Raw genomic sequence first — 19,264 nt, 5'->3', positions numbered from 1 at the left:
GCGCCTAAGTTTTACTAGAAGATAAAAATAATCAACAATTGACTCTTAATCGGGAAAAGATTTTGATGCCTTCCTTGTAGGCTGTTATCCGTGGGCATCTAGCTTGAAAATACAGAACATCTCAAGAACCTCAAAAGAACTACACAGTCAATATCATACTTAGATGTTTCTACTTAAATACTCATCTTTGCATACTCTTCACATTACTTGCTGAAAAATATATACACAAGTATTGAGCTTTGTATATTCTTTATATTCTTCTGTGTCTAGGCAATAAGAAAGTAGAACCTAGTAGGTAAATATTTTAGGAAGTGATAAAAAATACATATTTTTATTTTTGAAGGCTGCGATCGCCTGCGGTTTTTGCTAGCTACGCCTTGGTTAACTTATACTACGATGAGAGCGATCGCCTGCCGATATATATCCGTGCAAGAATCGCTATAGGTTATAAAAATTATCAACGCAGACATAAATCAACTTAACCAAGAATAGTGCAAACCATCCGCACCCATGCCGAAAGTTAAGGAATTAAACCCAACACATACTCTCTGGTAGCACTAATTGCATTGAACAATCGAATGGGAGGTGCGATTTTAAGTACCTCCCATTCCATGCTAGAGCGATCAAAGAGCGCTAGCTTAAGATTAAACAACCACAAAGTTGTTTTCAGTTAGTGTCACACTACCCAAAAGTTGTGCAAACTTTACCTGAGTAAATTCATCCGCACTGCCATCGGCGTCAAAATATAGTGCACCCGTAATATTGTCATAGATAAATCGTTGATCGCTTGTGGTTGCAGATATTCCAATTGTAAACTGATTAGGGAAAAGTGAACCTATTGAGAACCTTGGAGATGTTTCGATTATAAACGGACTACCGTATGATAATGATAACGATGACTGCGATAACTCGTTCTCAAAACCAGCAGCCGATACCTGAATTATTTCATTGGTGGCGTTGAAGTCATAAATAGTATCAACACTTCCATAATAACTATTGAAAACAAACGTATCAGTACCAGCTCCTCCATAAAGGCTATCACTACCCTCGCCACCTGTGAGGATATCATTACCATCATCCCCAGAGAGTAGGTTATTGCCTGAATAGACACCAGCACTCAAGCTATCATTACCTGCACCGCCAATAATCGTATCATTGTCACCATTGCCACGATTGCCATAGAGCGTATCGTTGCCATTGCTCCCCACAATGTTGTCATCGTACTCTGTACCTGAGATATTTAATCGCTCGATATTCTTGTAGCTAACCCCATCCGTGCCTGCCGTAATTGAGCCAATGTTAGTACTGGCATTGTATGTCGTTGTGATTCCTCCGGTAGAAAAGTTAAGATTAACGGAGTACAAATCGTCACCCTTACCCCCATCTATCGTATCATTGCCACTGTTACCACCATTGTAATCATCATTGCTCCCGGAGAGCGTATCGTTGCCATCGTTCCCCACAATGTTGTCATCGTACTCTGTACCTGAGATATTTAATCGTTCGATATTCTTGTAACTAACGGTATTCGTGCCGGCTGTAATTAGGCCAATGTTAGTACTGGCATTGAATGTGGTTGTGATTCCTTTGCTAGCAAACCTGTAATTGCCGGACAACACATCGTCACCCTTACCCCCATCTATCGTATCTTTGCCACTACCACCTGTGGAGAGTGTATCGTCGCCATCGTTCCCCACAATGTTATCATCGTACTGTGAACCTGAGATATTTAATTGTTCGATATTCTTGTAGCTAACGCTATTCGTGCCCGCCGTAATTAAGCCAACCTTAGTACTGGCATTAAATGTCGTTGTGATCCCCCCTGTAGCATAATAGCTGTAATCGATGGACAACAAATCGTCACCCTTACCCCCATCTATCGTATCTTTGCCACCATTGCTCCCAGAGAGTGTATCGTTGCCATTGCTTCCCACAATGTTGTCATCGGACTGTGAACCTGAAAAATTGTACTCTGAACCTGAAATATTTAATCGTTCTATATTCTTGTAGCTAACGCTATATGTGCCCATCGTAATTGAGCCAATGTTAGTAGTGGCATTGAATGTTGTCGTGATTCCTGCGGTAGGATTGCCAAAATTGACGGACAACACATCGTTACCCTTACCTCCATCTACCGTTTGTGTCACCAAATCAGAATCAGAGGGGTCATTATATTCGGATAAGAAGCTTAGATAGAAGGCATCATTACCATCGCCGCCAGAGAGCAGATTATCGCCTGTCGAACCGCTAGCATCTAAGGTATCATCACCAGCGCCACCGTTAAGGGTGTTATTGCCAGACGCGACAGAGTTGTTGTAGAAGTCGCCACCTCGAGTCTCATAGCCAGAGATGTTAAGAAAATCATTGCCATCGCCCCCAAAAAGCAGGTTATCGCCTCTTGAACCGCTAGCACCCAAGGTATCATCACCAGCACCACCATTGAGGGTGTTATTACCAGACGCGACAGAGTTAGTGGAGGTGTAGTAGTACTGACTGGAACTTCCAGACTCATAGCCAGAGATGTCAAGAGAATCATTACCATCGCCCCCAGAAAGCAGGTTATCGCCCTTTGAACCCCTAGCACTCAAGGTATCGTTACCAGCACCACCGTTGAGGGTATTATTTCCTAACCAGAGAAGATCGTATGCGTACAAGGGGCCGGAGTCGTACTGGTAGCCAGAGGCAAAGAGAAAATCATTGCCATCGCCCCCAAAGAGCAAATTATCGCCTAGTGAATAGTCAACATTCAAGGTATCATTACCAGCACCACCGTTGAGAGTATTATTGCCCGCACCACCCCTCAAAAGATCGTTGCCACTTTTGCCATCAATGATGTCATCACCCCCTTGACCATTAATCACATCATCTGAGTTGTCAAAGCCGTTAACATTATTGTCGAGGTCATTAAGAAAGGTGACAGTGTTCTTTTTGAAGATAGTGCTTTGGGTAGAGTTGGCATTGAAGACATCAAAGCTATCTGTGATGGTAGTTTGCCCATAAAAAAGAATATTGCCCACGTCTACAGTGGCTCCTGTAGATAAGCTTAGGTTATCCAGGTTTTCCAGAGCGAAGTTTTCCAGGATGAGTTTGCGACTACCAAACACCCCAGAAAAGGTGATTTCCAGATTGTTGCCATTCTGAGTCAACAGCAGATTTTTGGCAGTCAAGCCTACACCTTGAAATGTTAGGGTGTCTACTTCCCCAATGACTGCTGCTGTCGGGTTTGTCCCTTTACCTACGGCACCGAAATCAGCAATCTTACTATTGTTGTAAAGGAAAGAGTTGTAAACAAATTTATCTTTACCACCGCCACCTGTGAAGATATTTTTGCCATTGCCATCTATGAGGATATCATCGCCATTACCACCGTTGAGAGTATTATTACCAAAAGCGCCAGAAACGGAAAGAGAATCATTGCCATCGCCCCCAAAGAGCAGGTTATCGGCTGGTGAATTGCTGGCATCCAAGGTATCTTCACCAGTACCACCGTTAAGGGTGTTTTTGTCAGCCGAGTCTTGTTGCGGGAAGGAATATTGCTGATCGGGAGAGGAGCTAGAGACGGAGAGAAAATCATTGCCATCGCCCCCATTCAGTAGCTTATCGCCTGATGAATCGCTACCACTCAAGGTATCGTCACCAGCACTACCAATGAGAGTATCATTTCCTGCTACACCACCCCTCAAAACGTCATTGCCACCTTTACCGTCAATGATGTCATCACCTCCTTGACCATTAATCACATCATCTGAGTTGTCAAAGCCATTGACATTGTTGTCGAGGTCGTTAAGGAAGGTGACTGTGTTCTTGTTAAAGATAGTGCTTTGGGTAGAGTCGGCATTGAAGACATCAAAGCTGTCTGTGATACTAGTTTGCCCATCAAACACGATATTGCCAACCTGGGCTAAATTGTCTAGGTTTTCCAGGGCAAAGTTTTGCAAGACTACTTTGACACCACCTTTCCCTTCAAAGGTGATTTCTAAATTTTTACCATTTTGAGTTAATTGCAAATTTCTGGCAGTGAATTGTTCATCTCCTGTAAATTGCAAGGTATCTGCTTCAGCAATTACCGATGCTAATGGGTTTGAGTTTTTACCAATGCCACCGAAATCAGTGATGGTAATGATACCAGAAGCGCCCTTGCCGCCAGCGTAAACAAATTTATCCTTGCCGCCGCCACCAGTTGTCAAGTCATTAACATAACTAATTACCTTATCGTAATAAAAGGTGTCATTCCCATTGCCACCGTTAAGGGTGTTATTACCATAGAAGATATAGGAGTTAGAGGTTGAGACAATATCGTTAGAGGTCAAAAAAGTATCATTACCATCGCCTCCAAAGAGCAAGTTATTGCCTGATGAATGTTCAGCATTCAATGTATCATCACCAGTGCCACCGTTAAGGGTAGTATTGCCTGATGAATAGTCAACATTCAAGTAATCGTTACCAGCATCGCCGTTGAGGATGTCGTAGCTTCTCTTACCATATAGTTTATCGTCACCTGCTAAACCATTAATCAGGTCATCACTCGTTGTCCCATAGAGAGTATCATTACCGTTAGTGCCATTGATATTTGCCATAACTTTCTACCTATCTAAATCGATTTTTTCAGTAACTTTCAGTTCTAAACCTACGGTTTGTACATTTTTAGGGTACAAAGAATTTAGTGAAATTTGACATTTTTGGCATACTTTCATTTCTTCCCTCTTGAAGGAAAGTAATATTTCTCTACGATTCACCTTATTTCAAGGCTTTTACGTAGTAATTATCCAACTATTCTCTTAACTATCTAAGATCGCCTGCGGTTTTTGCTAGCATACGCATTAAGCAAAAATTGTTAGAAGTTGCTAGAATTACAAACGCAGACATGATCCAACTTAGCCAAGAACACTTGCAAATCATCCGCACCCATGCCGAAAGCACCTATCCAGATGAGTGCTGTGGTATAATTTTGGGCTATCTGGCTAGTGAGGGCAAAACTGTGGTAGAAGTCATACCGACAGAAAATGCTTGGAATACAGAAGCGGCGGCTGAATTTCCAGGGGAAGGCACAACAGAAAGTAAAAGACGGCAATATACGATCGCACCCGAAGTTATGTTAAAAACACAAAGGGAAGCACGCGATCGCTCACTGAACATTATCGGCATTTTTCACTCCCACCCAGATCATCCTGCTATACCCTCAGAATGCGATCGCCTATACGCTTGGCAGGGATACTCGTATATAATAGTTTCCGTCCAAAACGGCAAAGCTGGAGAACTACAAAGTTGGAGCCTTGATGATACTCATCAGTTTCAAATAGAGGCAATTGAAAATATAAAATAACTGGCTTAGTTTAAAGACAGTCACTCGTAGCGGTTTTCGCCGCTATCACAGATGAAAATTCGTCTTTCCCACTCCTATCTCCATATAATATCATGTCAGCCAAATTACCCATAATAAAAGAACCCCACCCCCAACCCCTCCCCGCTTTTCGGGAGGGGAGACAAAGCACAGCTTTGGCGGGGTGGGGTTCTTCGGGTTTAATAAGCAATCAAGCGGACATGATATAAGATCCAGTTTTTCGATAGGATTAATATTCCGCTTTCCCACATCATAACTGCTATGCTCAATCCCAATCTGGACGAAATCCAGTTGACCAAAGACGATTACGAACGCTACTCCCGACACCTGATTTTACCGGAAGTAGGACTAGAGGGACAGAAGCGCCTGAAAGCCGCTAGTGTAATGTGTATCGGTACAGGTGGACTCGGTTCACCACTACTTTTATATTTGGCGGCGGCGGGTATTGGACGCATCGGAATTGTCGATTTTGATATTGTCGATACTTCTAATCTGCAACGCCAAGTAATTCACGGGACATCCTGGGTGGGTAAACCCAAGATTGAATCGGCAAAAAACCGGATTCACGAGATTAACCCCTATTGTCAGGTTGATTTATACGAAACTCGTCTGACTTCCGAAAACGCCTTGGAACTGATTCAACCTTACGATATCGTCGTGGATGGTACTGATAACTTCCCCACCAGATATCTAGTTAACGACGCCTGCGTATTGCTGAATAAGCCCAACGTCTACGGTTCAATTTTACGCTTTGAAGGGCAAGCTACTGTATTTAATTACGAAGGTGGCCCGAATTATCGTGACCTTTTCCCAGAACCACCACCACCAGGAATGGTTCCTTCTTGTGCAGAAGGTGGCGTATTGGGAATTTTGCCAGGAATTATTGGTTTAATCCAGGCAACCGAAGCTGTTAAAATCATTCTGGGACAAGGCAACACTCTTAGCGGACGATTGCTGCTATACAACGCCTTGGATATGAAATTTCGGGAGTTAAAGCTGCGTCCGAACCCGATTCGCCCAGTGATTGAAAAGCTGATAGACTACGAAGAATTCTGCGGGATTCCACAAGCTAAGGCAGAGGAGGCAAAACAGCAGATGGAAAGTCAAGAAATGACCGTCAAGGATTTGAAAGAGTTGCTGGATAGCGGTGCAAAGGATTTTGTACTGTTGGATGTCCGCAACCCCCATGAGTACGACATTGCCAAGATTCCGGGTTCAGTGTTGGTGCCCTTACCAGACATTGAAAATGGCAATGGCGTTGCTAAGGTGAAGGAAATATTGAACGGCCACCGCCTAATTGCTCATTGTAAAATGGGCGGGCGATCGGCAAAAGCTCTCGCCATCCTTAAGGAATCCGGGATTGTAGGGACAAATGTTAAAGGCGGAATTACCGCTTGGAGTCGAGAAATCGATCCTTCAGTTCCAGAGTATTAACCAAGAGAGGCAGGAGGCACAAGGAAGGGTTAAAGGGGAAGGGTGAAAGGGGAAAGGAGAATATCTGTCCTTTTCCCTTTAACCTTTTCCCTTTCCCCCTCTTCTTCTGCCGTGAGCAGAGCGAGTTTGCAGTTTAAATCCCCACTTCCCATCTGCTGATGACCTTTTTGGAATTAAAAATTAAAAGTTAAAAATTAAAAATTTTTCTATTTTTAATTAATTAATTTTGGTACAGAGCTAACAATGATAGATAGCGAAGTGTTAGCGAGGCCACGTACTCCTGCAAAGAAGCAAGCTAGGCGCAGCGTCTCGTAGAGAGCGTCTTGAAATTTTTAATTAATAATTTTTAATTTTTAATTGGAGCGAAGCGACTTGACTACCTCGAAATCTCATCTGAATATTTTATGGGTGCAAGTTTGGGTGTTGGCAGCTGTGCAGGGAGCAATTACGCTCTCGTGGTTAATTTATAATATCTATTTACCGCAACTTTTGACTCAGTTTAGTTTTCCTGCTTCACTGGCAGTTGGTTTGGTGCTAGTCGAAAATGCTTTGGGTGCGGTGCTGGAACCAGTGATGGGTGGACTTTCAGACCAAGCTAGACGCTGGGTAGGAACTCGGTTTCCTTTTATCTCAGTAGGTATGATTCTGGCATCGGCTTTGTTTATTGCTATACCATGCGTTGTAAGTTTGATCCCGCCTACTACCGTGATGCGATCGCTCTTACCTATAGTATTGGTAGCTTGGGCATTGGCAATGACAATATTTCGCTCTCCAGCTATGTGCCTGTTGGGGATGTATTCTAAGCCAGCCCAGTTACCTTTAACAGCAAGTTTTGTCACTTTAACAGGCGGTGTGATTGGAGCTTTTAAACCAATAAGCTACAAGTTTATTCTGAGTTTAGGCCCAGTTTATACCTTTGCGATCGGTTCTTTTGTGATGCTGGGGGCGGCGGCTGTGTTTCGCTTAGTCAATCCCCCAGAAGTACCAGTAGATAGACACCAAGCAGAAACAGTAAAGTTGCCCTTAGAGAAATTGGCGTTGATTTTAGGAACTGGTTTTGGTGTCGCCTGGGGTATCCGATTTCTCATGGATGTCTTGGGTAAAGTACTCAAGACCCAACTGAATACTGATAATATTGATATGCAAATGGTTTGGATTGGAATAGCGATCGCAATTGCCAGCATCCCAGCAGGAATTTTTGCCGTTAAAATTGGTAATAGTCAAGCAATGCTTTGTGGGATCTGTGCAATCATCCCTTCGTTATTGATAATGATATCTCTGGGCGCACAAATTCCAATAATTGTGTTGATCGTTGCGAGCTTTAGTTTAATTGTCAACGGGGCAATTCCTTTTGCTTTAGGGCAAGTACCCCAGCGATGGGCGGGATTAGGAATTGGGATGTATTTTGGTGGGTTTGCTTTAGCAATGAGTTTGTTTGGCGTTATATTTCCCCAACTGCAAGTAATAACACCTTTTTTTGGTGCTGTTGGGGGTGGATTAGCATTTTTGTTAGCTGGTATTTGTATTGCGATAAGTGGCATTTCTGAAACGCAAAGGAACGCAGAGGTTTAACGCAAAGGTACGCAAAGTTATTCTCTGCGTACCTGTGTGGATGAAATCTGACTTTCTTAATTACGAATGATATCATGTCCGCCAAATTACCCATAATAAAAGAACCCCACCCCCAACCCCTCCCCGCAGGCGGGGAGGGGAGACAAAGCATAGCTTTGGCGGGGTGGGGTTCTTCGGGTTTAATAAGCAATCAAGCGGACATGATATGAGTTACGGGTTTAACTTGACTCAACAAATCGTGCAGTTTTTCGCCTTCAATGACCTCTGTTTCTAAGAGCTGAGTAGCTATCGCTTCTAGCAAGTCTCGATTCTGTCTGAGAATCTCTAGGGCTTGCTCGTGGGCTGTTTCCACGATTTCCTTGACTTCGATATCAATCGCTTTCGCTGTATCTTCACTTACCAATCTGCGAGGATTCGGCGCACCATTACCCAAAAATGCTGCTTGTTGTCCTTGTTGATAAGCTAATGGCCCTAAGACTTTGCTCATACCATAAGCTGTTACCATCCGTTCTGCCAAGTCAGTTGCTCGTTGCAAATCGTTGGAAGCACCTGTGGTAATACTGTTAAACACAACCTCTTCAGCGGAACGTCCACCTAACAGAGTTGCAATCTGACCCCGCAGTTCATCTTCATTCATCAAAAAGCGGTCTTCAGTTGGTAATTGCAGAGTGTAGCCCAAAGCTGCCATCCCACGAGGAATAATCGAAATCTTTTCTACACGACCGTTTCCGGTTGTGAGCGCCCCGACCATTGCGTGACCAACTTCATGGTATGCAACAATCTTTTTCTCAGTCTCGTTCATCACGCGACTCTTCTTCTCTAAACCGGCAACTACCCGCTCAATTGCTTCGGCAAAGTCTTCTTGAGCAACCTTTTCACGCAGATTGCGCGCTGCCAATAATGCGGCTTCGTTCACCAAGTTTGCCAAATCTGCGCCAGCAAAACCGGGGGTACGAGTAGCGATCGCTTTTAAATCTACATCATCTCCTAATTTGACCTTTTGAGCGTGAATCTTGAGAATTGCTTCACGACCAGATAAATCGGGACGGTCTACCAACACTTGGCGGTCAAAGCGACCTGGACGCAGCAATGCAGGGTCTAGAGTTTCCGGGCGGTTGGTCGCTGCTAGTACAATTACTGTTGCATCCCCAGCTGCAAACCCATCCATCTCAGTTAGTAATTGGTTGAGGGTTTGTTCGCGCTCATCGTTACCACCGTAGAAGCCGTTACTGCTACGAGACTTACCGATCGCATCTAATTCATCAATGAATACAATACAGGGAGCTTGTTTTTTGGCCTGTTCAAACAAATCCCGCACTCTGGAAGAACCTACACCGACAAACAATTCTACAAACTCGGAACCAGAGATGCTGAAGAATGGAACTCCTGCTTCTCCTGCTACGGCTTTCGCTAGCAGTGTCTTACCAGTACCTGGAGGCCCAACTAACAACACACCTTTGGGAATCCTAGCGCCAATTTGCGTAAACCGTGCCGGAGTCTTGAGGAAATCTACAATTTCCACTAACTCAGTTTTCGCTTCTTCTACCCCAGCCACATCTGCAAAGGTGATTTTAGCGGATTCGCCTTCAACGTAAACCTTAGCTTTGCTCTTACCAATGGAAAGGGCACCTTGAGGGCCACCGCCACCAGCACCACGTGCAAGAAAGAACTGCCAAATCCCAATAAAAATCAGTGGTGGAATCACCCAACTTAAGAGGGTTGTAAACCAAGTATTTTTAGGTGGCGGTGTAGCAGCAAACTCAACTCCCTTTTCTTCTAAGAGTTTGGGTAACTCCAAATCAAAGATGGGTGTAGTTGCAAACACCTGACCCGGCTCGGCATTTTCTGTTTTTATTTGGTAGAGGATCTGGTTTTGACCAACGGAAACGCGGTTGACTTCCCCTTCCTGTACTTGATGAATAAACAAGCTGTAAGGAACACCAGTCGGGCCAGAAGCAAATAAATTAGGCAAAAATAAATTTAAGAGCAAGAATAGCCCTGATACTGCCAGTAATATATTAGCGACGATCCGAAACCGAGGTGACTTAGGCTGTTCTTTAATTCCCATAAATGTTACCAATCCTGAAATAATGAAACTAACTTGAAAATTGTGTATGGGGCATTGGGCATTGGTTTTACCCATTCTCCTCTGTTTCTCATTTTCCTTAACGCTTTGAGAAACTTGATTAAAGACTGGTCAAAAATGCTGGTATATTCGCATCTGAGCAATGTCTACGATGGGCTGTAAGGCTCATGATGCTCGTTAGCCCTTACATCTCTTTGGGAGAAGACTCGCTAACGATAAGGCAAAGTTGTTCGGCTTGTCTGGGTCTTCAAGTATACTATTGTTTCTCATAATGTCTCCCATTTAGCAATGTTTGCAGTATTTTTTTACTTATTTATGTAACTAAACTTAACAATTTAATTAATCTTTGGGAACTAACGAGCAAATACGGTTTACCGTACTCAAAAAATATGCAGAGATTGGGAGATGCAAATAGAAATCCCCCACAAAGAGTTATTTTGAAGCCTTTGTGGAGTTTTCCTTGTTCCAATCTGGAATTTTTATCAAGTCATTCTACTCTGAACTTTGGAACTGCGTTCTCCATATATGCGGTTCCTCTAGCCATTAATGTCCATCATGTGACCAGTGGGGGCGATCGCTAGATAATTTAATCACACCGTAAGAACGCCCAACTTGCCATAAAGTAGAATTTTCATAACTCGTTCGTGGCTGATTAATGCTAACTGTCGTTCCGTTAGCGTTTTTGATATTTAAGGTTCCTGACCAAGTAATTTCCCAATCAATTGCTAATCTTTGGGTATGACGAGAGGTAAGAACAGGTCGAAAAGCAATATTATAAGCAGACACCATTTCTTTAGCAGCTTGGACAGAACCAGCATTGGTGTAATGTAGCCAATTAATATCTACATTAGGCATCGGTGGAACATCTTTGGCAGCAATTTCATTATTGCTAATACGAAAAGCATAATGCATTAAATAAGCTCGTTCTGAAGGGCGAAATACTGAAGATATATCGATATTTGCTCCGGCATTTTTTAAGGCTTGCTCAAAAGCTTGTACTTTTTGACGAAAGGGAGAAGCTAAATCATCGATTGAGTCGCTGTCTGGGAAAAAATTAACCCAGGCTTTTCCACTCAGTCGTTGTCTTAATCTTTTGGCATATTCAGTTATGTTGTCTAAAGCCAACTCCAAATCAATGCCAAGCTTGGTTTTTGTTGTATTAGAAAGCTGTTGAGCTAACTCGGCTCGAAAATTGACGTCTCTGATTTTATAAGTTTCGGCTAGTCCTTTTGTACTGTTGGGGCCAAAGTCTCCATCAGCTACTAACGGCGGATTCAAACGACCGATCGCTGTTAAACTTTTTTGTAAATCTTTGACCTCATTTACTCCAAAGTTAAGATAGGTTAAGAATTTATTCCCGGCATCGGTGTAGATAGCAAAATAAATTGCAAAACCTTGCTCTAGCGCTTTTTTATAAGTAGCTGTATCGACAATTCCCGTTACTGTTAAAGCATTACTAGTCTGATAATCACGCGTTGCTTGAGTTGTAATATTCCCAAAATCCCCATCAACGGCAGCAATCGGGAAGTCATAATCTAAAAGAAATTTCTGCCAAGCAGTTACAATTGGCCCTTCGGATTTTTTCTGGAGAGTCGGAAGTTGCAAAGCTTGAAGTTTAAAGCTCATAGTTTTTCTTGGATGAAACAATTGTTTTGAGTTAATTTCTCTGTCACTATTCGTCGTATAATTTAAGTTACTACCGCTGCCAATTTGGTATCTCGTACTTCATGAGAGCGATTGGAGTTCAATAAACGCTATTTTGCAAAACCCACTTTGGATTATAACATCCGCAGTTATATTAGATTTTCTCAGGCGATCGCTCATCATCGTATATATAAACGCCTCTATCCTTTTGTTCTTTCTGTAATATCTTACGGTTCCAGTGCTACACGTAATACGTTAATTAAATTCATCCTATCAGGTGAGTCTAATGGGTGAGGTACAACAAACACCAAGTATTGTACCTTGAGGCTATCAAATGGTTGTTTAGCACCCCAATTTCTCGGCTCAAAAATTAGGAAGTAGATAATGACTGTAAACCAAATTATTGGAGATTCAAAAAATAATATTTTTGCAAACCTTGGTAAACATTTTTTTGCCTGGATGATGGCTTCAAGTAGTAGCAAATATGATAAAATTGTCAGCGATCGCAAACGTTCTCTTTTTGCTAATCTCCAAGGTAAAGTTTTAGAAATTGGCCCCAGAACAGGCGCTAACTTACCCTATTATCCTAAAGATATCCATTGGATAGGAATCGAGCCAAATTCACATAGGCATTCTTCTCTTCAAAAACAAGCAGAAAAACTGGGTTTAAATATCGACCTCCGCATTGGTAATGCCGAATGGTTAGATGCCGAAGATAACAGCATCGATACTGTTGTTAGTACATTATTTTTATGCTATGTGCCGAATATAGATTATACATTGCAGGCAATTTTAAGAGTACTTAAACCAGGCGGACGCTTCTTATTTATTGAACATGTCGCCGCACCTCAAGGAAGTTTATTGCGACAAGTACAAAACACAATTAGTCCAATTGGGAAAGCAATAGGTGATGGTTGTCATCCAGATAAAGAAATTTGGATAGCATTAGGAAAGGCTGGTTTTAGTAGCATCAATTATGAGCGATTTGATGCGCAATTGCCAATTGTTAGTCCTCATATTATCGGCGTAGCAACAAAATAAAAGTATGAATAAACCCCCGGCTTAAGTCGTGGGGTTTATCAGGTTTTCCAGCAGAGATTTTATGGATTCTCGCGCAGGAAAGTATCAATATCATTTAGTTCCTGCTGATTGAGGCGAAATTCTCCAGCACCAATGATTCCTTCTACCTGCTTAGGATTGCGTCCGCCAACGATCGCCGCAGTCACCGCCGGATTATTTAAAGTCCAAGCGATCGCCACTTCACCTGGAGAGCGATCGTGTTGTTGACCAATGTGTTGCAACACTTCGACTAACTTCAGGTTACGAGATAGACGTGGCTCCTGAAATTCACTATTGCTTTTGCGCCAATCATTATCTGGGAAATTAGCAACTCGCTCAGGTGTCATCTTTCCTGTAAGCAAACCAGATTGCATAGGTGAATAAACAATCACACCTATGTTATTTTCCTTACAAAAAGGCAGAATCTCCTTTTCGACATCCGGCTTCACCAGCGAATAAGGCGGTTGCAATGACGTAACTGGTGCAATCTCTTGGATACGTTTCAACTGTTCGACATTGAAATTAGAAACTCCGATATAGCGAACCTTACCCTCATCCTTGAGCTTGGCCAAAGTTGTCCAGCCTTCTTCGATTTCTGAGTCAGGGTTGGGCCAGTGGATTTGGTAAAGGTCGATGGTTTCAATGTCTAGTCGGCGCAGACTGGCTTCAACCTCCCGCCGCAAAGAATCCGCTTTCAGACTGCGAGCAATTTCGCCCTTTTCATCCCAGACCATTGAGCATTTCGTGAAAATGTAAGGGCGACTAGATCGACCTTTGAGCGCCTTAGCAACAACCTCTTCAGAATGCCCTAAACCATAAATAGCTGCTGTGTCAATCCAATTAACGCCGAGGTCAAGAGCGCGATCGATCGCCGCGATCGATTCTTGGTCATCTTGCTCTCCCCAGCCAAAAGCCCATTCACCGCCACCAATCGCCCAAGCACCAAAGCCGATTGGGGTAATGTTAAGCTCTGAATTGCCAAGCTGTTTGGTTTGCATATCTACCTTCTGCAAGAATTTTTGAGTCAATTGCTACTTTAAGCTGCAAATATTTTCTCAACAGCTATCTGAGGTGTGAATTAGTACTGGTGCAAATATGACAGGCGATCGCTACTTGTGTAGGATTACTAAATCTCAAATATTGTGTTGATACACACTACTTATACACTAAACTTGCTCAAAGATAGTAAAAGTTGTCAGTGCCGAGCAAAATAGAGAAGCAATATGTCAGAAGATTTAAAAGGCAAAGTTGCGCTGATTACAGGCGCAAACAAAGGTATTGGATATGAGATTGCCCGCCAATTAGGTTCTAGAGGTGCTACTGTTCTTGTTGGTTCAAGAGATATAGGACGTGGTGAAGAAGCGGCGAATAAACTTCGTCTTAGCCAGATCGATGCCCAAACAATTCAACTTGATGTGAGCGACCAAAAAACAATCGACTCTGCGGCTAAACAAATCGAGAGCGAATTTGAAAAACTTGATATTCTCGTGAACAATGCTGGAATAGTAAGTGATGGCGATCGCCTTCCACCTAGCCAAGTTGATATTGAAACACTACGACATACTTATGAAACGAATGTATTTGGAGTGTTTGCAGTTACAAAAGCTTTGTTGCCACTTTTAAAGAAATCAAAAGCAGGGCGAATAGTGAATTTATCAAGTGGTTTAGGTTCTCTGACTCTGAACTCCGATCCCAATTACGAATTCGCTGATTTTAAGTTTCTTGCTTATAACTCATCCAAGACAGCAGTGAATGCAATCACAGTTTTATTGGCTGCCGAACTTAAAGATACCCCAATTAAAATCAATGCTGCCGATCCTGGTTTTACAGCAACTGACATTAATCAATACCAAGGGTATCGCACTGTTGAGCAGGGTGCGATCGCAGCAGTGAGACTCGCTACTCTACCTGATGATGGTTCTAGCGGAGGATTTTTTGATGAAAACGGTGTGGTTCCTTGGTAAAAACTAGAGGGTATTGGGCATGGGTTATTTCCCTTATTCCCTTATCTCATCGTACCTCTACGGGAAAGCAAGCTAAGTGCAGTGTCTGTTTGCGACATACTACGCAAACGTACAAAGTGTTACGAATTACGAATTACGAATTACGAATTACGAATTACCAAACCTACCGAATATTAACCTCTTGCAAGTAATTTACTTCTTGAAGAGATTCAATTTTAGTAACTGACTTTTTCGGAACAAATAAATTTGTTCTTTTTGCAGAAGCTATCTTTTGATAGTCAGCTACTACGCGTTGTTTTTGAGTATACTCATTCAATTTGACTTGAGCTTGAGCATAAACTAAAGTATCTTGGGGAATATTTCGGAGAAATTTTACAGCTCGATCGAAATCACCAATAGATGCTTTTTTATAGGCTTTCTGTAAAAAGTAGGCTGCTCTGATCTGCCGTTTTCGATTATATTCAGCTAACTTGTCTTGAACTAAAGCCCCGGCACGACTTTCTTGAGGAATTTGACGTAGATATTGTAAGGCGGCAGAAAAATCTTTGTCAGCAGCTTTTTCGTAAGCTTTTGCTAATAAATCTTGCGTCTGTAATTCAATGTTGACAGATGCTTTTTGAACTATTTTATCTGTTTTAGATTGCCAATATGCAATCTTTGGAACTTTGGCAGCAGCATGAAGAACATCTGACCATCTGTTCTCTTGAAAAGCTAGTTGTGCTATTTCGTATTGCTGTGCAGCTACTTGCCATTGTTCTTGCCATTCTTCAATTGTGGCTTGCGCTTCTGGATAAACATTGCTGTGAGAAGGAATTGATTTAGCGAGTGCGATCGCTTCTTCCAAATCCCCTGCTTGATATTCTTTTGTTGCTTTATATAATGTATCTGTTTCTGAATATGCAGGTGCAGTATTAACTAAAGAATATACACCAAATCCCATCACTAAAGAATTAGCTGCCAATCCTACTTTCATTCCCGTTAATAATGGGGATAATTTTCCAGATGTAGAATTTTTCGCTACTTCTAGGGAAAATTGAGAATCTTCTTCTAATGTTTCTGATGACTGAGGTTCCCAGATTATTTGTTTGAGTACCCGCAACACTTCACCCGCAGACTGAAAGCGGTCTTGGTAATTGTAGCGGATCATTTGGCTGAGAACAGCAGCTAAATAATCGTTAACTGGCGTGTTTTGAGAACGCCAAAAAATTTCATTAGTAGAAGGATCGGTTTTTAATTGTAGTGGTTCTAGTCCTGTTAAAGCCTGAATAGCAATCATACCCAAAGCATAAATATCACTGTTGGGCTGTGTCTGACCAATAAATTGTTCTGGCGGTATGTATCCCAATGAAGTGACGGGAATTCTATAAATGGGCAATTCTGCACCTATGCCAAAATCGATCGACTGGATTGAGCCAAAGTCAATCATAACTAACTTGTTATCAACAGTACGTCTAATCAAGTTTTCCGGCTTGATATCGCAATGGATAACGCCTTGAGAGTGAACAAATTCTAGAATACCTAAGACATCTATTAAAAATTTTACAACTTCGCTCTCACTCCACAGACAGCCCCATTGGCTATCGATGGGCAATTCCGCAGTCAGCGCATGTCCTTCAATACACTCTTGCACTATATAAAATCGCTCGTTTTCTTCAAAACAGGCGATAAATTCAGGAATTTGGTCATGGCTTCCTAGAAGCTTGAGGGTTTGGGTTTCAGTCAGAAACAGTAACCTCAACATCTCCAAATAGCCAGATTCGGAACTGCTAACTTTAATCTGCTTAATAACGCATTTGGGATTCTCTGGATAATCTACATCTACAGCAATGTATGTTTGTCCAAACACCCCTGCACCGAGGCTTTGGACAACTTGGTAACGCCCTTGTAGTAATTTACCGATTATGTGGTGGGTCATGACCTGGTTACTCAGTAAGTCCTTTTATCTAGTTTTTCTGACATTCCCTCCTGTTTCCGGAATACTTTAGAAATAAATAACCAGAATTTTGACACTAAAATATAAGTTAATTTTTTTTAAGTATTTTTGCGTATAAAAAACATTTTTTTAGGAAAAAAATACTTCGCAAACAAAATGCCTTTGTTGGGTTGCGCTTCGCTTCACCCAACCTACAATTTTTCTTAACTTTTAAGTAAGTCGGTGCAATAATAGGATTTACGCACTATACAAATCAACCAAAACGTGTATTACGGTATTTAGTCTTTTCAGAGGCTTCAGATAACCCTGATTTATTCCGACATTTGCGATCACTGGATGCAAAACATGGCTAAAATACCCAAATTGTGTTTAGTACTTATGTACGATGCGTAAGTCCTAAATAAAACCAAACTGTGTGAAGGAAAGTAAATAAGCCTTAAACTCTTTCTCCCCCTGCCCCCTCCCTTATCCCAATAATTATTTACGCCGACCTACTTACTTTTTCCCCTTGACTTAGCAATTTCTTGTCTAATCTTGAGTCTTTTGTTGATATATTTGCGGCGCAAGAATCACTTGAATTTGCTTTTCGTGGCATTTTTGAGAAAAAATACTAATTTGCTCGGACTCACCTCCTTCAATTGACAAAGATTGCAAAAATCCTTGAAATCCTAAAAAAGCTAATTCATAGATAGCTTTTTGAGTAAAAGCACCTTCAAAATAGCCCGTGTGGGTATCAACACCTTGAGGATCTGTATTCTTAAAAGACTTCCGAATAAATGCCAAGGTGAGGAAAATATAATTCCCAAAATTTATCGCTGGCTTTTGGATGGCAGAACTAACTATTCCGATCTGCTTCATCCGGTCATCTTTATAATCTGTACAGTCAAAATATGTAAATAAATCTGCGGGTTGTACCAAGTTTTCTGACATTTCAGTTATCTCTTCAAGTTTTCTATGTTCGCTACTAGAAGAACGAATTTCTAAATATTTATAAGGATTATCAAGTCTGTAACCTTTGCCATAGTCTTGTTTGTGTAAATTAACAACTCCATATCTGGGTGTATGACCCACTGAATCATTTTTATTGTTGAAATGTTTAACTGTTATATTACCAAGCCTGTACCCACTAATACGAGTTCGCGCTGGGAAACTAAAATAATTTGCGGCAGTAGAGGTAAATCGTAATGCTAGGTCGCCTTCATTACAAAATATATAAGCTTCTTCACAACGACGTAAAGAAGAACGAAGAAAATTAGCACGTCCTGGCAAGATACTTTCTACAGGGATATCAGGTGCAACTAATACAAGTCTGCCTAATCGAAATACATTACCAATATCCGAATTCGGTTTTTTATTAATAGATTTAACATCAAAAACATCAGAGAGAATCCGAATTACATCTGTTACTACAAAACACCCCATACTATGACTAATAAAAGATAATTTAATACGCTTATTTGGGGGAAGTTTTGCTGTGTAATCTAACTGTCTGATCAATTCAACTAAATCTGTAGTTCCATAATTACTTGCTCTGTAAATATCACGAAAATAAGTAGATATCCTGAGAATAATTAATGTAAAGATAATTGAAGATACAATACCAGATAAAATTAACATCGCTGTGAAAAAGTGGACAGCACTATTACTCACAATATTTAGGAATAATAAAGCTATGGCAGAGCATACACTAATTGTTAGTCCTAAAGCTAAATTAATAGCTAGTAAAGTTGGTAGAGAAGAAAGTGCGTTGATTAACTTTTGTCTAAAGGAACCAGATTCATCCGTTTTTATAGGATTTTCTGATGGCCATCTGTATCCGATAAAAATATATTTATTTGGTTGTTCAATATGCGTATTAACATATTCATAAATCTTTTTACACCCCGTCTCTGTATCCGATGGTGTAGAACTATATCCATGAATATTTATAATTATTTCTGGGTCGGGGCTTGATTGCAAACTTTTAGAAATTTTCTCAATCATTTCTTGGGCTGAAGGTTCAGCTTTTCCATCATTGATATTAAAAAACTTTTTATTCGCAACTGATGAGAAATATCTATGAGAATTGTCTTCTTCTGTCTCAACGTTCAGTTTCGCAGTACTAACTACTAAATAACCAGGTATTTTTTCTTGATTATTTTTTTTAAATTCGTAAATTTTATACGGTTGATTGTCTGGCAGACTCTGATTATCAGGATAGGTCATTAGGTCTATTTCCTTTCACAATTTAT

General features: G+C 41.3%; 11 protein-coding genes. 5 read left to right on the top strand and 6 right to left on the bottom strand.

What is annotated here, in order from left to right; all coding sequences use genetic code 11:
- Window positions 1-644 precede the first annotated feature (644 nt).
- A complete protein-coding gene (locus RMX89_RS06170) occupies window positions 645-4,577 on the bottom strand; it encodes a calcium-binding protein (RefSeq protein WP_322688294.1) in 3,933 nt (1,310 codons plus the stop codon).
- Window positions 4,578-4,864: 287 nt separating this feature from the next.
- Between RMX89_RS06170 and RMX89_RS06165 the strand changes: the two genes are divergently transcribed.
- The 3 genes from RMX89_RS06165 to RMX89_RS06155 all read left to right on the top strand — a co-directional run bounded on the left by RMX89_RS06165 (window position 4,865) and on the right by RMX89_RS06155 (window position 8,347).
- Complete coding sequence (locus RMX89_RS06165; RefSeq protein ID WP_322688293.1) at window positions 4,865-5,323, top strand: M67 family metallopeptidase; 459 nt, start codon at window positions 4,865-4,867, stop codon at window positions 5,321-5,323.
- Window positions 5,324-5,602: 279 nt separating this feature from the next.
- The gene (gene moeB, locus RMX89_RS06160) at window positions 5,603-6,775 is read left to right on the top strand and encodes a molybdopterin-synthase adenylyltransferase MoeB (protein WP_322670498.1); all 1,173 of its coding nucleotides are present in this window, start codon (window positions 5,603-5,605) and stop codon (window positions 6,773-6,775) included.
- A gap of 372 nt (window positions 6,776-7,147) precedes the next feature.
- Window positions 7,148-8,347, top strand: a complete 1,200-nt coding sequence (locus tag RMX89_RS06155; RefSeq protein WP_322688292.1) for an MFS transporter — start codon at window positions 7,148-7,150, stop codon at window positions 8,345-8,347.
- A 190-nt stretch (window positions 8,348-8,537) separates the two neighbouring features.
- Here RMX89_RS06155 and ftsH4 read toward each other — a convergent pair whose 3' ends face one another.
- On the bottom strand, window positions 8,538-10,415 hold the full coding sequence (ftsH4, locus tag RMX89_RS06150; RefSeq protein WP_322688291.1) for an ATP-dependent zinc metalloprotease FtsH4: 1,878 nt from the start codon (window positions 10,413-10,415) through the stop codon (window positions 8,538-8,540).
- A gap of 561 nt (window positions 10,416-10,976) precedes the next feature.
- Complete coding sequence (locus RMX89_RS06145; RefSeq protein ID WP_322684482.1) at window positions 10,977-12,059, bottom strand: peptidoglycan-binding protein; 1,083 nt, start codon at window positions 12,057-12,059, stop codon at window positions 10,977-10,979.
- A gap of 402 nt (window positions 12,060-12,461) precedes the next feature.
- Here RMX89_RS06145 and RMX89_RS06140 point away from each other — a divergent pair, with 402 nt between their 5' ends.
- Window positions 12,462-13,118: a class I SAM-dependent methyltransferase gene (locus tag RMX89_RS06140; RefSeq protein ID WP_322688290.1), complete on the top strand. Its 657-nt coding sequence runs from the start codon at window positions 12,462-12,464 to the stop codon at window positions 13,116-13,118.
- Window positions 13,119-13,177: 59 nt separating this feature from the next.
- On the opposite strand, the gene RMX89_RS06135 is transcribed toward RMX89_RS06140, so the two are convergent.
- Entirely contained in the window at window positions 13,178-14,134 is a 957-nt protein-coding gene (locus tag RMX89_RS06135; protein WP_322688289.1) for an aldo/keto reductase, read from the bottom strand.
- A 225-nt stretch (window positions 14,135-14,359) separates the two neighbouring features.
- Here RMX89_RS06135 and RMX89_RS06130 point away from each other — a divergent pair, with 225 nt between their 5' ends.
- Window positions 14,360-15,100: an SDR family oxidoreductase gene (locus tag RMX89_RS06130; RefSeq protein ID WP_322688288.1), complete on the top strand. Its 741-nt coding sequence runs from the start codon at window positions 14,360-14,362 to the stop codon at window positions 15,098-15,100.
- A 163-nt stretch (window positions 15,101-15,263) separates the two neighbouring features.
- Here the strand turns inward: RMX89_RS06130 and RMX89_RS06125 are convergent, their stop codons facing one another.
- Window positions 15,264-17,015: a serine/threonine-protein kinase gene (locus RMX89_RS06125; RefSeq protein ID WP_322688287.1), complete on the bottom strand. Its 1,752-nt coding sequence runs from the start codon at window positions 17,013-17,015 to the stop codon at window positions 15,264-15,266.
- 546 nt (window positions 17,016-17,561) lie between these two features.
- On the bottom strand, window positions 17,562-19,238 hold the full coding sequence (locus RMX89_RS06120; RefSeq protein WP_322688286.1) for an alpha/beta hydrolase: 1,677 nt from the start codon (window positions 19,236-19,238) through the stop codon (window positions 17,562-17,564).
- Window positions 19,239-19,264 lie beyond the last annotated feature (26 nt).

Origin of the sequence: Nostoc sp. DedSLP04, from assembly GCF_034530775.1 — a bacterium.
Classification (GTDB): Bacteria; Cyanobacteriota; Cyanobacteriia; order Cyanobacteriales; family Nostocaceae; genus Nostoc.
Note: the sequence above shows the minus strand (reverse complement) of the source record. Positions and strands in the feature narration are given on the sequence as shown.